Raw genomic sequence first — 14,659 nt, forward strand, 5'->3', positions numbered from 1 at the left:
GCAAATGCATCAGCAGGGATTATGTCCTACCTCACACACAGGCGAAAGTACACATCGTTCTTCCTATAGTGTATTATGGTACGTCATAATCCCTGCAAAAAATATCAACAGTCCATTATCCCAAGTTAAACAAACGCATTTCCTCAAACCATCTCACTTCTTGTGGTAAGAATATTATATCAAGAAACAAAGAGTTCGTAAACAATATTGTGTATTATACAACAATTATCGTACAAATTATCTTCCATTCATACCAATTTATTAAAATACAACTTCCTGATATGGAATCATATTCCTTCCTCATATAGCACAATCGGGGTTCCTTCTTCTATCTTATGAAAAATAGTTTCTGCTATGTGATATGGCAGATTTACACATCCATGTGTCCCCCTCCTTTTATAGATCTCTCCTCCAAAGGAATGCCTCCACCTCGCATCATGGAGCCCCATGCTCCCATAAAAAGGCATCCAATAATCCACCTCTGCACTATATCCTGGACCAGTTAATGTGGCCCCTTTTTGCTTATATACCAGCATATAGGTACCAACTGCAGTGGCAAAGCCTCTGTTAGGGTTCCCAGTAACAACATTACTCTCACATACCAGCTTACCGTCGATATAAAACCATAGATGCTGCCTTGTGATGTTAACCTCTACATAGGTATCACCAATATCATTTTCCTCACGACTTACCGCCTTTTGCACATATTCAGGTTCTTTTTCCACGGTAATCCCCTGCTTTATTATTTCCTCCAAAGCAGCCACTTCGGCTTCCTGGTTAATCTTCCATCCATACAGCCCGCCATGAACAACCACCGTTCTCCCATAGGAAGTAATAAAATTACGGTCCACTCCTACTGTGTCGTATTTTTTACTAAGGATATTAATATAATTAATGATCGCTCTTTTATTGATTTTCACATTCATAGCATCATCCAGACTTAACCATCGATTAATAAGCCTCCCATTGAGAACCTCGCTCCTGCTCCCAAACTGATATACGATTTTTGCTGATACATAATGATCCAGTGTCTTTTTTGCACGAATCGCTTCTTGTGAATGAACAGTATACCGGGGATTCTCATAACAATTTTTTTCATTTAAATCTAAGGTTTTCATCCCGTTTGCTATGCTGGTATGAATTTCACTGATTAGCTTTCCCTTGATTATTTTATCACCATATACTTCAGGAATTACAAGAAATGAGCCATTGGAATATTGAAATGCTACGTTCTGTGGCTCAATATAATGCCTTTTCATACAGTGTAATTCGCTAATCCTTTGATTTAGCTTCTGTCTGCTGTAACGGTATAGGTCATCCATGAAAATATTCTGAATACGGAACAGAGAAATCCCCCATTTTAATGGGTTTTGCCTGTGATATACCACCTCCATAACCCTCGGTCCCTGATATAGCATCTCTAACTCATTTCCACTGATTTTTTCTATTGATCCGTTTCTTTCAATTATATTAAGTTCATAGTTTCTGACATACTCACGAAAAAGCTCAGCGGCATCCTCATACGATCTTAAAGATACATCTACGCCATTGATGATCGTATTAAAAAAATAATGCTTGGAAAAATAGAGAGCAACCAGCAAATAAAGTACAATAAACACAGCCAGTACAATTATAATGTGATTTTTCTTAATAAAAGTTTTTTTCATATAAACTCCATTCTGCTGAAATACTGATCATAAAATCCACGTACTATTCTAAAAGTAAATTAATCACTAATGACATTCAATAAATTCCGCATTTATAACGCCAGCTTGAATAATCGCTCTTGAGCATTATGATCATTTAATCATATGAAGTATTCGATTAAGATAAAACATCTAAGGCAAAGAATCTAAACAGTACTTCGTATTTGTAATAGAAAAAAAGGTGGAAGGAAGTCCTAAAACAGATATAATGAATGAAATATGGTAATACAAAATTGTAAGATCCCCGAAGGTTCCGTATATATGGGGCTGTAGCATAATGGTATCAGCAGGGATAGTAACTTACCATAATACACTGTCAGAAGATCAATATTGTTAAATTCTGTATGGATAGGACGAACTTTTATGTTCGTCTAAGACATATCGAATTTGACATTTTGTGCTTCTGTCTGTGTGTGGGGTAAGTTACTTCCCTGCTGTTGTATTATACTACAGCCCCATGCTCATAAAACCTTCGGGGATCTTACAATATAATATTTTAGTTTTCAACCACCAACGGTCTCATCATATCATTATCTTCATGTTCTAATATATGGCAGTGCCATACATAATCTCCGGCGTGTTCTTTAAAATGCATTACAATTGACGTTACCTGGCCCGGGTCCGCTCTCACCACATCCTTAGGCCCTGTTTCGTAGTTAAGTGGCGGTGTCAATTTCTCTATATCAAATTTATAGTTTCCATTCTCATCAAAGTCCTCCGCTGTGAATTCTTTTCTTCCCAGTATTTCAAAATGCACCAGATGAAGATGGATCGGGTGAGGAAAACCAAAATTATTTACGATATGCCATATTTCTATGGTATCCAGTTTCGGCTTTTCTGTTGCCGGATCACTCCACATTTTATCGTTAAGTAAGTGTACTGTTCTTCCATAATGATCGGTTGTCTCATCCAATATCATTGTTCGTTCTTTTGTAGCTAAAGCAGGATTTATTTTATGCATCGGCATCAATTCCTTTGGAATCGTACTTGTATCCGGACATGATAATTCTTTACTAACCTTGAACTTCATAATCTGATCCATTCCGGGGCTTGGCGGAGTCGGCGCAATGTTTTGCAGTATAATTTCCTGTCCCTTATATTTCGAGAAGTCAATAATCAGATCCATTCTTTCAGCAGGCTCCAAAATAAAGGATTCGATTTCAACCGGGTGATGCAGTAATCCTAAATCTGTACCGATTTGATGGAATACCTCTCCATTGTCTAATTTAAACTCATATGCCCGTAGATTTGAGCCATTCAGAATACGAAATCTGTATTTACGTGGCTCTACCTCCATAAATGGCCAGAGCTTTCCGTTTACAGCAATGGTATTGCCAAAAAAGAAGGAAGGCGTAGAAGGTATGGGGTTCTCAACCGGTGGCGTTGCATTATCGGGATAGAATAGAGTTCCATCCGTATTGAATGTTTTATCTTGAATTAATAACGGTATTTCAAAGGATCCCTTCGGTAAATTAAGTCTTTCCTCCAAAAAATCTCTGATCAGATAGAAGCCTGCCAGTCCAGCATATACATTCAGTCTGGTAATACCAATTGCATGGTCATGGTACCATAAGGTGGCTCCTGCCTGATGATTCGTATATTCGTACACCTCTCTGGAATATTTATGACCAACATACTGATTATCTCTGGAATACCAGGCATCCGGATGTCCGTCACTAGCGGCATCCACATTGGCTCCATGCAAATGGACAACCGTTCTTACATCGGGTGTATCCATTGTTCCATGAAGCGTATGATCCACAGGGAAAATATGCTTTCTTGGTAGCTTGTTCTCCCACTTTACTTTCACATGTACATCCTTAGGAACTTCGAAAGTTGGTCCTGGATAGGTTCCATTGTATCCCCATATTGTTGTCAGCGGAAAGTATTTATGAAATCTATGCTTTCCTTCTTTCATGACGATATGATAATACCTTTCTTTCTCTTTATATGAACTGCTTTGATTAACAGGTTTGGCTGTATCGGGAATAGGTACCGGATCCACAAACTTAGGAATGGTTTCCGGATTTGAAGGATCTACTACGAACTCTTCTTGCTCTTCCGGTTTTTCCGGATAACATCCTATATATCGATTCATCACATTTCCTCCTTCCATATCAATAAACTAGTTACATAATATTTTATGACGAGAAAGAGGTTTTTGTGTCAATTTGTGTCGATAAAAGGGCTGTCGCACAATCACCAGCATGGGTATGAAAGTGAATTGTGTGACAGCCCTGATTCTTATCCTTTATATATAATTTTTCGTACCGTTTCATAGGCCAATCCAAATTCCTGAGCTATATGTTCCATGGAATAACCATTTTGAAATTGTTGCTTAATATGCCTATTCCGATTTTCATAGTAGCTCTTTGAGCCACTTTTCTCTCCCCACTTGAGACGTCCCTCTCCAATGGGGATATATAGAACTTCACCGCTGATATGCTCTTGAATTTGGACTAAAAGTTCCTTCGGTAATATGTCTGCTGCGTTCAAATACTTCATAACATCCGCTCCTTATTTATATGAATAATAAATAAAGTGCAGAGTACAGCAGATAGCTTAGATTATCCCATACAGAATCGTGAACTATCGCTTACTCTGCATGGGAATATACTTGATTTAGATTATTACGCAATAATAGCTTCATTAGCATGCGTCTCACCTCCGAATATACAATGTTTCCATTTCTTTTATTATATAGTATTTCTAACTGTTAAACAACTTTTTTCGACATATATCTGCTCTTATATCAATAACAACGATATGAACTCCATATCATATCTTATCTCCAAATCTACCAATTAGAGTCAAATGCAATCTTCCATTCACCATTCTGCTGCTTTTTCCATATGATTATATAGCTTCCGGAATAGTCTGAATTCATCCATTTCCCCATTTCATATACCAGGTCCGGCTGAACCACAACACTGAACTCCTTCTTAAGATCAATTTGAAAATCGGGTTCTTTCATATAGGAATATGCTTCGCACAGTTTATCATAGCCCTGATATATGGTATTCCTATTATAGTAGGTAAAGTCTTCTGCGTAAACCTCTGTAGAAAGACGCTCCGGCGAATGTTCATTTGCAAGCTCAACCCATTTTCTCCTTACAGCATCGATGCCTTCTTGGTCGCTACTGTTCGAAGCATACAGCGTAATAACTTCCAGTTCACGTAGCCAGGTGCCTTCTTCGTTCGACCATATGATTATAAAATCATACCTGGCATACTTTTCCGTTATCATATATCCTATTTCATAAACCATATCCGGGTTTTCTGATAAACGTACCCGGTATGTAGTATGAATGCTTTTCACTTGCTCGATCTGATTACGGTTCTTACTATAGAACTGGCAGATTGCCTGATTTCCTTTTATGTAGTTTTCTCTATCAAAAAACAGAACTGCATTCTCCCTGTAACTATTTCTAATAGCCTTCGGATCTGTATTATATGCTTGTAGCCAATCCTTATTCAACTGATCCATTGTGCAGAATACTTCATCATTCTCGATAGGCTGTACGTTATTACTCATTTCCTCTCCTCCTTTGCTCCATTCCACTTAACGTAAATATTCGATCAATTCGTATACTCTGTCTCTGGTAAGCTCTGCAGCCGTTATGTATTCGATCATTGGCTGAATGCTACCGCCTTCGTATTTTGAACCCGCCTTATTTACTTCACTTTCTTTCCTCTTAATCCATTCCCTTTGTGCGGTGGTTAATTGATCCATTGTATCCTTATCCAGGGAATCCTTTAAATATCCCCATATTTTATTAATCTCATCATCCCATAATATATAGATTTCCTTTGCCAGAATATTCATTTTTGATTGACTTAAACCTTCATTCGCCAGTCGATCATTCATAATCTCATATTGCTTTTCTATTTCTTCCACCTCTGCTATGATATCAGCCCCTGGATCCTCCTCTACTATTTCAAAGCTAGTGAAGCCACATTCCGTTTCTACATTGTACAAACCATAAAACGGTAGATATTCCTCGTTCACATCATTTAACCCCATGTAACCAGCCCAGTTTCTAAAGCCTTCCGGTAATTCCTTGATGGGAGCCTTCGTTGTGTAGATATAAATTTCTTTTGCATTCTCTAATCCATATGGTTCACTATAGATATATCGAATGCCTTCCACAATCTCTTCCGTTCCCGCTTCGTTCACCAGGCTGATTGCTTCAATTGTCATAGAATAGGTATAATCATTTACTCTCTTAGGTGTTGTGAATTTACCGTCAAATATACATGAATAGTTGGTTCCATTGGGATATTCTTCCCCTATATCCCCCATATCAGAATCATTATAATATCCTGAGAAGGTTCCATCTTCATAAATCGTTAATATTGTCTGCCAAGCCCCCACTCCACTACAGAATATATATTGATACTTTGACAATTCTGTAAATAAAAGCATTCCTTCTTTATTGCCGTTCTCTTCTACACTCGATGTTGCTTCTACTGGATTTGACTCCACCGGTGTAATGGTAGCTGTAGCATTCGTCTCCGCTGTCTCGCTGTTAATTACCGGATCATTCTTAGTTGATGTACTATCACTTACCTGATTGTCTTCTGTTGCTTCGTTATCAACCACCTGATTGCTTGTTGTAATCGTATCATCGGAAGCTTTACGGTCACTCTTACAACCTGAAAATAGTATTACCGTGCTACAACACACCACTGCCAATAATAACAGCTTTCGCTTCAGTAAGCTGTTATCTATTCTGTTTATATATGTACTAATTTCCAAGTGTTTTTTACTCATGTACTTACTCCTGTTATTTCATTAATTTTACTTGTGTTGATGTTGCTTCCATAAATTACAAAATAATTTTATTTTCTATTATTTTACCAATAAAAATATAAATTGCAACTATTTAATGTATAAATAATGTAAAACCTGGAATGGAAGTATGTCTATTCTTATGTAATGGCATTAGCTGATTCTGGCTCCTATATCATATCTTATTAAGCTCAACGTATTTTTTCTTCCCACTCCGCTTCCTTAAATCCAACGAGTATCATATCTTCATCTACAATAATCGGACGTTTCACCAGCATTCCATTCGTAGCAAGCAGTTTCAATTGCTCCTCTTCGCTCATCGTAGGTAACTTATCCTTAAGCTGCATATCCTTATAAATAAGTCCGCTTGTATTAAAGAATTTCTTAAGCGGAAGTCCACTCTTCTCATACCATTCTTTTAGTTCTTCGTAGGAAGGATTATTATCCACAATATGACGGTCCGTATATTTCTTATTATGTGAATCCAGCCATTTCTTAGCCTTTTGGCATGTGGTACATTTCGGGTATTCTATAAATAACATCTTATCTCCTTCTTTCATTCAAATTTCAACATGAGTGAATCGCAAACAGGTTTATATCCTATTTTCTGATAAATACTATTCGATGTCGGATTTAACAGGTCTGTGTATAGTACACACCGGGTATATCCTTTATCAAGTGCCATTTGACTGATTTGAGCCACACATGAGGTTGCATAGCCATTTCCTCGAAAATATGGAGGGGTATATACAAAAGCCACACCAATTGCCGACTGCATTTCTCTTGTATAACCTGCCATTGAGACAGGTATCCCATCCACCTCTAAAAGATAGAGCTTTTTCGTTGATAGTCGATAGTGATATGCATCTCCATCTTGCGGGATATACATTTTAGTATTTCCATAAATACTGGCTGCATTAAACGCCTCCAGCCAGTATGGAAAGAAATATATATCCTTTTCCTCCAGTAAACGAACGACGCCAAATTGCTTCACCTCAGGATTTACTGCCTTTAACTCGTATATACGCTGGTCCATGGTTGTTTTATAGGTTAATCCCTTTCGTGTTGTGTATTCTCTGGCAAAGCATTCCGCTAAGGTCTTTTCCGTTATCACTCCCGGAATTTCATATTCCTTTAGTCCATCAATCAGACAGTTTATAGCATTTACATCAATAATATTACCTGTTGCATAAAGCGTAATATTATGAGGTGGTGTCATAAGCGCAGTAAGCTGTATACCGTTTGTATCAGAAACTGTTGCCATGAGCCAGTTCGCGGGATTACGCCATTCTGATTTATCCTTCCCCTCATGTCCAATTATGATATTACCAAGGGGGATCAAATTCTGTGCCTCGTGACACATTAACACATCAAAGGTATCATGGTAAAATTCATGTACATCCGTATACAACTTAAACTGCATTTCTAACTCACCCTTTCATAATTAATTTAAAGAATATCAAGTTCCCTTATTGGGTTCTTCTTTTTATGTAATAATCCTTACGTTTCCACTCATCATTTTCAGGATAATGTGTGTAGCCGTGTTTCGTCAATGCCTTGATGCGTTCGGCCGCCTCGGGAATGGCTTTCGTGACAATTCTGTAGCAGCCAAAGTCAAGGAAGAAACTATCTGCTATACAAAGCAGCTCATTAAGGTGCTCCTGATTTTCATATTGTGGAAGTATATCTATGCGTAACACACTATAGCCTTGATTTTCATCACTACCAAATATCTCAACCGTTCCGACAGCCTTATTATTCTGCTTATCGATTATGCTAAATCGAGTATAATCCTTCTTTTTATATGCATCAATCCATTCCTCTATGCACCTTTTCATATCATCAAGGGATGAATATAAAAAATCACTTGTACAATTGTCCGAATTGAAAATCGGTTGTGCTTCAGGATTACTATAGCATACCAGAAGATCCTCAGCATCTTCTGGTAATACCAGTCGTAACATAAATTGCCTGCTTTCATAAACAGGGCAGACATCATATGGATCAGGCCTGCTAACTGATCCGCCTATTGCGTTGCTATCTTTATTTTCTTGTATTGTCATAAGACACCTCCGTTATTTTTTTACTATATTAACAAAAAACTACGACAGCAGTATGTCATAGTTTTTGATACAGCGAAACTATTTTTTTAGCCGTCTCAATCACACGCTTTCTAATATGCTCCGGTGCTTTAATCTCAATCATATCCCCTCAATTCTCAACATTCTTCAGGGTCTCTCTTTCCTCAATTTTACATATGCGGTAGACAATCGGAGATAACAATGTCATCCACAGCCCCATTAAGGCATATCTAAAAAAATCACTATATATGCTAAGGGGTAGCAGCATCTTTATGTACACTCTTATTAAGATAATACCAAGAAGTCCAACTACAAGCTTAATGAGCTGCTTCCACCATACCGCTTTTGTTACATAGTGTATATATTTATCTTCAATAAGATAGCCTGCCCACATGGCAGTTAGTGCACCAACAGCCTTATAATACGTAGCCGTTTTAATAAGCAGCAGACATATCATCATCGGTATAACCAGAACTCCAAGAAGTGCAGGGTCTTCCCTATCCTTAGACCAATCAAATATTTTAACTACAGTTATTGTCCATAATATTCCAATCATCAATCCCCCGATGACATCGGTAGGCCAATGAACTCCCAAATACATTCTTGATAATCCAACGAAAAGCATCCCTAATACCCCTATGATATAAAGCCACTTTTTCCTGAATTCCATCATCAATGTGATAAATAATGAGGATGCTTGCTGTGTGTGTCCACTTGGAAATGAATATCCCCCTGCGGTCTTAATTCTACTTGATCTGATTCCTTCATAACCAATAGGTCTTGGGAATTTAACAATTTCTTTTATTATGGTATTGAATGCTCCACTCGTAAGATAGACAAAGGCTAATTTATATCCAAAGGTCTTATTGAAGCACCAATAAAAAACCGCAATCACAGCAATAAAGAATATGTTCTCTCCTAGCATAGTAACTAGTTCAAAAAATGAGTCCAAAAAAGGATTGGAAAAGGATTGAATATACTTGAGAATTTCTATCATTGTATCCATAAGAAACCTCCATCCAGTCTTTCCGTTTCAATCTTCATATATTATTTATTCTTCGCCTTTCCATGCATGCCATCCTATACCAATAATATTAGCATATATCATAGTATTTTTCTAATTAAATAACTTAATTCCTTACCCGTAACTATTTCTTCTATCTTCCGCTTCGACCAAAGCATTGTATAACTGCTCCCGCAATTCTGATATTGAAAGACTATTCACATATTCTATATTACTGTCTTCTTCCTATTCTAATAACAAAGTATCTCTAATTCCCATTCTCATATATTACACTCGAGCCTTTTCAGTAGTTAGATATTATCAGTAATTTCATTCCAGAATCTGAAACGTTTCGTAGCTTCCCCCTTTTGAAAACACCAGCCTTTCAGCATACAAGGCACTCTCTATATTTGCTTAGAGTGCCTTGTCTCAGTCATTATCTTTCTAACCAGACTATTTCTTATATCCGCATTTCGGGCAAACGCCATTTTCATTTAACGCTATACCGCATAACGGGCAGCGGTCAATAGCCTTTTTAGGTTCGTATTCTTCTGTTGCACCATTTACACCGCTTGTAAACGTAAGCTTAACTATGTTCAGCTTGTCCTTCAGTAAGTCGTATACGATTTTAATCATTCCTTCAACGGTCATTGTTTCTTTTGTAACAACTAGACGACATTCCGGATATGCTGTTGCAAGTTCTGTTTTAAATGCGGGGCCTTTTTGCTTATTGGTCGGTGCGCCGTCTTTAATTCCCTGTGCTTCGTAAACGCCTAGAATCGCTGGAAGCAATGGGTCATCCTCTCTCAAAACAAGCGCGTGGTCAAAGTTTTGTAATACTTCCCAAGCAGTCTTCTTGATTTCATTACATGGAAATACCATATTGACTCCCATGTTAACGTCGTCTTCAACTTCGATCGTCAGTATTCCCGTATGTCCGTGCAAGTACTGTGCTTCACCTCTAAATCCATAGAACCTGTGTGCATATTGAAGGTCTAATGTTGTAAAACTTCTCATGGCTATTCTCCTTGCATTATATATTTACGGGTGGTTTTGCTCCCGTATGCGCACATAATTAACTTAACAAATTGCCCATACACATTCTAAGTAGAATAAATTACTTCAATAAGAAATTTTATCTTGTAAAAAAGTGCCCTTCTTCAAATCATCAAAAGCTTTATTCAATTCTTCCATTGAATTCATGACGATAGGGCCACCCCAAGCCACCGGTTCGTCCAGTCGTTTTGAACTAATGAATAAAACCTGAGCTTTTTCATCTGTGGCCTTTATCTCAACATGGTCGCCAGAGGTAAGTTTTACTGCTGTCTTTTCTTTTACCAGCTCACCCCCGATATAAGCGCCTCCTAAAAGAGTAAACACCATGACAGAGCTCTCAATTTCTGTATTCAAAATAACAGTTTCTTTTGGGTTTAAATGCAAATCGTAATAACTAAGAGGAAGATATTTGCTCATAAAGCCTTTTCTTCCTCAAACTCGCCCGCCAACAGTCTTAGCTTACCCCAATTAAAATCAATTTCCTCAATGTCTGAGTTTTTGATGCTATGATAAGCTGGAGGAGCCAGTTTGTCCTTTGCGGGAAGATTCAGCCAGAGTTGTACACCAAGCAGCCGCGCCGCAGCCGGCAATCTTTCTTCATGCATAATACCAGAGCCTGCTGTCATCCATTGAACTTCTCCATCACCAATCGTATCCTCATTTCCTAAGCTATCCTTGTGAGTCATATACCCACGATACACATAACTAATTGTCTCAATACCTCTGTGAGGATGCATGGGAAATCCTGCTGTATAATCATCCGGATTTGTGCTGTCAAAGGAATCGAGCATTAAAATGGGATCATATTGTCGAACAGTTTGGTCTCCCAATACTCTGACCAAATTTACTCCGGCTCCGTCCTTAGTTCTATAACCGGTAACTTGTTGACTGATTTTTCGTTCCATATAGCATACCTCCTTCCTTTAATTTACGACACATATGTTATCCGTGTTTACTGCAAAATGCGGTAATGTTTTTAAGTCAAAATCAGACAGTTGCCCTATTTGACCTCAATTGCCAGCCAAATAAACATCTTTTATATATTTCTAGTAAAGTATCTATTATTTTCAGTATATAGACATTATATATTAAATCATCTCCATCTTCAACATAAAGTAAGCGTCAAATCATTCGCCACCAGTTAATTTAAGCGCCGTTTATTTACGGCGCTTGCTGTAGCAATCAGCCGGGAGTGATTTTGACCACGGCATGAGTGGCTCCAGTTCCCATACAGCCTTTATAAGTCTGTTGTTCCACACGTTTGGAGGTAAGGATTGCATCCACTACCTGGTACGTATTATTTCCAATCCGCTCAGCCCATTTGCGGAACCGGTCACCATTCCACTCCAAATATTTCTGGTGGTCTTCCGGCATATGTTCCACGATGGTGTCGTACTGTCCCTTCCGGCCATGCAGCCTTCGATGGGAAGCGATACGGTTATGATTATAGAAGATTTCAATTGTCTTATCTGTTACCCTTACATCGACTTTGCGTTTTATATATTCATATGGAATTGAGTATAGCATTCCGTCGATAGATATGTGATAATTGAACTGAACGGTGGCTTGTTTCCATTCCGCCAGTTCGTAAGAGGTAGCAGGTAGGGGAGCCAGCAATGGCAGTTCTTCGTCGCGGAAGAGGTCCAATCGGCTACCCTCTTTCTTTTGAAAGAGCCTTTTGTTGAACTCGTCCAGCTTTTCTTTAATAGCTCGATTTAGCTCGGCTAGAGAAAAGAACTGTTCATTCCGAAGTGCAGCAATGATCCACGTAGATATATTTCCTACACTTCCTTCCGCATTTGGCTTATCCTTTGGTTTACGAACCCTTGCTGGAATAATAGCGGTTCCATAGTGTTCTGCCATTTCGTGATATACGGTATTAAATTGTTGATTATACCAGCCACCATTATGAACAACGGCGGTCTTGCAGTTATCTGGTACAAGTATCTTTGCAACGCCACCAAAGTATTCATACATGTGAACATGCGCTGCTATCCAAGCCCGTTGTTTCTCATTAATGAATGCTTCCGCATATGTAAACTGACTATAAGTCATGACACCTATGAATACGTAGGCATTGATGATTTCACCGGTATCAGGATCAATGATATGTGCCGGATCTCCGGCCCAATCAACTTCCAACTGTTCGCCAGGCTTCCGATTGATATGCATGGTAGCGCGGCGTTTCTGTTCATCCTGTTGGATGTAGTAGCAGAACTGAGAATACATGAGTGGTTCTTCGCTATTAAGGCGGCACTCCTCCATATATTCTGTCCACAGGAGCTTTTTACTTACCCCGTTACGGAGCAGCTCCTTGCGGATGAGGGCAAAGTCAGGCATACGTTTGTTTTTACCTTCATAAAGAGATTTAGCAGATGGGAATAATATCTCTGCTAGTACAGCATCGGTCTGGGTTTCAGATAATGGCCAAGAGATTTTAAGTTCTTGGGCTTTCTTTAAAACCTTATTTACTGTCTTCTTGGAAACACTGCAGCTGTAAGCAATGTTTTGTTGGCTGAAGGTCATGTGATGACCTCCTTAAATGTATTTACACCATATGGTGCATAGATACATTATAAGGGACATATATAGCTGGTTTCCATCATCGGAAAGGCGGTTTCCACAATACTGGAATAGCGGTTTCCTGTCACCGGACAGATGGTGTAATCAGTTCCGGATTATTCAGTAATACGATTTTTCACTAATTTAATTCTCATCCATCCATTGTTTTATACTCATCCCGGCCGGTCTATTTTGGCATTGCAGGATGATATCCTTCCACCTGGAGTAGCGCATAGTGTGAGTTATTTGATCCATGGTAAGTGACCTCCTTTAAAAAACTATTAGTTTTTTGCATTTTTAAAGTATGTCATAAAAAATATATTTAGCCTAGGCGAGCGATTTGACGCTTACATATATTTAGCCTAGGCGAGCGATTTGACGCTTACAACATAAATACCCTTACTACCTACATAATTATTAAAAGGATATCTTCTAAATTTCTCTAGAAAATATCCTCTAAGTTAGTACCTTCACTTGCTCATAAACATCTCTTCTTGTTTATCCCAACTTCTGACTTTAGTCTACATACTTATAAAAATATGATTCAACTGTCTCATTCTGCTTTGTGTATTTATCATAGTACGTAATTTTGATCGTAGTAGGGCAGTTCATACCAGTATTAAAATATGAATACTGACTAGTATAGCCGTCATAAGAATTACTATACTCATTTGAATAGTAATACGGACGTGTCCCAAAGGTTACCTTCCCACCATTCTTAAAGGTCGTATAAGCCATTTCACTGCTTGAATTATTCTCATTTTCTTTCTTTAACTTATATACCCCATACTCTAGCTTTTTGATTGTATTTCCAGAAGCAAGCGTAACCTTTACCTTGGCACTCTTTCCTGATAACTCACCATTATATTTTTTTCCATCAAAGGTAATGCTCTTCACAGGATAGTCATACGCATATACCTCAACTGTTTTTGTCTCTACCTTTTTCTTATTCTCGTCAATGATATCAAAGGTAACCTTATAAGTCCCATTTTTCTTACTACGTACTCCGATGTAATAATCATTTCGATAATTTTTATTGCTTACTCCGTCTCTATCCTCATAATTATAATCAGCTCCGGTAAGCATGACTACCATGTTCTTACTGGATGACTTAATATTATCAATGGATTGAGACGGATCCGCCAAACTAATCTCAATCGCTCTTTCATTAGTTCCATAGGATCTTACTTTTTTCGGAATACTATCTTTTGTAGCTGCACCTGCTACGCTTGGAATCATGGTTAATGCCATTACTAATGCTAATAATACACTGTACACTCTCTTTGATATTCTCATGTTACGATTTCTCCTCTTCTTCTTTGTTTATTGTTTTTGCTTTATCGCTTTATAGCTTTATAGCTTTAAAGTTTATTACTTTACTGCTTTATCTTGTTCATTGTTCTCATACATTTTATCACTATATAGCTCAGTTTTCAACCACTACACTTCTGTAAGTCCT

The 14,659-nt window shown here is 38.1% G+C and carries 14 protein-coding genes; all 14 read right to left on the reverse strand.

Going from position 1 to position 14,659, the window contains the following annotated elements; genetic code table 11:
- Positions 1-287 precede the first annotated feature (287 nt).
- Positions 288-1,667 (reverse strand): L,D-transpeptidase family protein, encoded by a 1,380-nt coding sequence (locus tag H0486_RS16435; RefSeq protein WP_228354032.1) that lies wholly within the window; start codon positions 1,665-1,667, stop codon positions 288-290.
- 535 nt (positions 1,668-2,202) lie between these two features.
- Positions 2,203-3,804 carry a multicopper oxidase family protein gene (locus tag H0486_RS16440; RefSeq protein WP_228354033.1) on the reverse strand — a complete coding sequence of 534 codons (1,602 nt, stop codon included), beginning with the start codon at positions 3,802-3,804 and terminating at the stop codon, positions 2,203-2,205.
- A gap of 146 nt (positions 3,805-3,950) precedes the next feature.
- Positions 3,951-4,211, reverse strand: a complete 261-nt coding sequence (locus H0486_RS16445; RefSeq protein ID WP_228354034.1) for a CD3324 family protein — start codon at positions 4,209-4,211, stop codon at positions 3,951-3,953.
- A 292-nt stretch (positions 4,212-4,503) separates the two neighbouring features.
- On the reverse strand, positions 4,504-5,241 hold the full coding sequence (locus H0486_RS16450) for a DUF4440 domain-containing protein (RefSeq protein WP_228354035.1): 738 nt from the start codon (positions 5,239-5,241) through the stop codon (positions 4,504-4,506).
- A gap of 27 nt (positions 5,242-5,268) precedes the next feature.
- The gene (locus H0486_RS16455; RefSeq protein WP_228354036.1) at positions 5,269-6,480 is read right to left on the reverse strand and encodes a lysozyme inhibitor LprI family protein; all 1,212 of its coding nucleotides are present in this window, start codon (positions 6,478-6,480) and stop codon (positions 5,269-5,271) included.
- A gap of 209 nt (positions 6,481-6,689) precedes the next feature.
- A complete protein-coding gene (locus tag H0486_RS16460; protein ID WP_228354037.1) occupies positions 6,690-7,040 on the reverse strand; it encodes an arsenate reductase family protein in 351 nt (116 codons plus the stop codon).
- 14 nt (positions 7,041-7,054) lie between these two features.
- A complete protein-coding gene (locus tag H0486_RS16465; RefSeq protein ID WP_228354038.1) occupies positions 7,055-7,921 on the reverse strand; it encodes a GNAT family N-acetyltransferase in 867 nt (288 codons plus the stop codon).
- A 46-nt stretch (positions 7,922-7,967) separates the two neighbouring features.
- On the reverse strand, positions 7,968-8,561 hold the full coding sequence (locus H0486_RS16470) for a GNAT family N-acetyltransferase (protein WP_228354039.1): 594 nt from the start codon (positions 8,559-8,561) through the stop codon (positions 7,968-7,970).
- Between the two features lie 148 nt (positions 8,562-8,709).
- Complete coding sequence (locus H0486_RS16475; protein WP_228354040.1) at positions 8,710-9,585, reverse strand: phosphatase PAP2 family protein; 876 nt, start codon at positions 9,583-9,585, stop codon at positions 8,710-8,712.
- A gap of 450 nt (positions 9,586-10,035) precedes the next feature.
- Positions 10,036-10,599, reverse strand: coding sequence for a 6-carboxytetrahydropterin synthase (locus H0486_RS16480; protein ID WP_228354041.1), 564 nt, complete (start codon positions 10,597-10,599; stop codon positions 10,036-10,038).
- A 105-nt stretch (positions 10,600-10,704) separates the two neighbouring features.
- The gene (locus tag H0486_RS18590; protein ID WP_330594561.1) at positions 10,705-11,055 is read right to left on the reverse strand and encodes a pirin-like C-terminal cupin domain-containing protein; all 351 of its coding nucleotides are present in this window, start codon (positions 11,053-11,055) and stop codon (positions 10,705-10,707) included.
- The gene (locus H0486_RS18595) at positions 11,052-11,543 is read right to left on the reverse strand and encodes a pirin family protein (protein WP_330594562.1); all 492 of its coding nucleotides are present in this window, start codon (positions 11,541-11,543) and stop codon (positions 11,052-11,054) included. The genes H0486_RS18590 and H0486_RS18595 overlap by 4 nt, the downstream gene beginning before the upstream one ends.
- Positions 11,544-11,820: 277 nt before the next feature.
- Complete coding sequence (gene istA, locus H0486_RS16490) at positions 11,821-13,164, reverse strand: IS21 family transposase (RefSeq protein WP_228354042.1); 1,344 nt, start codon at positions 13,162-13,164, stop codon at positions 11,821-11,823.
- A 552-nt stretch (positions 13,165-13,716) separates the two neighbouring features.
- Positions 13,717-14,496, reverse strand: a complete 780-nt coding sequence (locus H0486_RS16495) for a hypothetical protein (protein ID WP_228354043.1) — start codon at positions 14,494-14,496, stop codon at positions 13,717-13,719.
- Positions 14,497-14,659: the final 163 nt, after the last annotated feature.

This window comes from Variimorphobacter saccharofermentans (genome assembly GCF_014174405.1).
Taxonomy (GTDB): domain Bacteria; phylum Bacillota; class Clostridia; order Lachnospirales; family Lachnospiraceae; genus Mobilitalea; species Mobilitalea saccharofermentans.

Excerpts from the sequence above, each read along its gene's own strand:
- H0486_RS16445 (WP_228354034.1), bottom strand. The coding sequence starts at position 4,211 with ATGAAGTATTTGAACGCAGCAGACATATTACCGAAGGAACTTTTAGTC.
- H0486_RS16440 (WP_228354033.1), bottom strand. The coding sequence starts at position 3,804 with ATGAATCGATATATAGGATGTTATCCGGAAAAACCGGAAGAGCAAGAA.
- H0486_RS16435 (WP_228354032.1), bottom strand. The coding sequence starts at position 1,667 with ATGAAAAAAACTTTTATTAAGAAAAATCACATTATAATTGTACTGGCT.
- istA (WP_228354042.1), bottom strand. The coding sequence starts at position 13,164 with ATGACCTTCAGCCAACAAAACATTGCTTACAGCTGCAGTGTTTCCAAG.
- H0486_RS16450 (WP_228354035.1), bottom strand. The coding sequence starts at position 5,241 with ATGAGTAATAACGTACAGCCTATCGAGAATGATGAAGTATTCTGCACA.
- H0486_RS16460 (WP_228354037.1), bottom strand. The coding sequence starts at position 7,040 with ATGTTATTTATAGAATACCCGAAATGTACCACATGCCAAAAGGCTAAG.
- H0486_RS16470 (WP_228354039.1), bottom strand. The coding sequence starts at position 8,561 with ATGACAATACAAGAAAATAAAGATAGCAACGCAATAGGCGGATCAGTT.
- H0486_RS18590 (WP_330594561.1), bottom strand. The coding sequence starts at position 11,055 with ATGAGCAAATATCTTCCTCTTAGTTATTACGATTTGCATTTAAACCCA.
- H0486_RS16480 (WP_228354041.1), bottom strand. The coding sequence starts at position 10,599 with ATGAGAAGTTTTACAACATTAGACCTTCAATATGCACACAGGTTCTAT.
- H0486_RS18595 (WP_330594562.1), bottom strand. The coding sequence starts at position 11,543 with ATGGAACGAAAAATCAGTCAACAAGTTACCGGTTATAGAACTAAGGAC.
- H0486_RS16455 (WP_228354036.1), bottom strand. The coding sequence starts at position 6,480 with ATGAGTAAAAAACACTTGGAAATTAGTACATATATAAACAGAATAGAT.
- H0486_RS16475 (WP_228354040.1), bottom strand. The coding sequence starts at position 9,585 with ATGGATACAATGATAGAAATTCTCAAGTATATTCAATCCTTTTCCAAT.
- H0486_RS16465 (WP_228354038.1), bottom strand. The coding sequence starts at position 7,921 with ATGCAGTTTAAGTTGTATACGGATGTACATGAATTTTACCATGATACC.
- H0486_RS16495 (WP_228354043.1), bottom strand. The coding sequence starts at position 14,496 with ATGAGAATATCAAAGAGAGTGTACAGTGTATTATTAGCATTAGTAATG.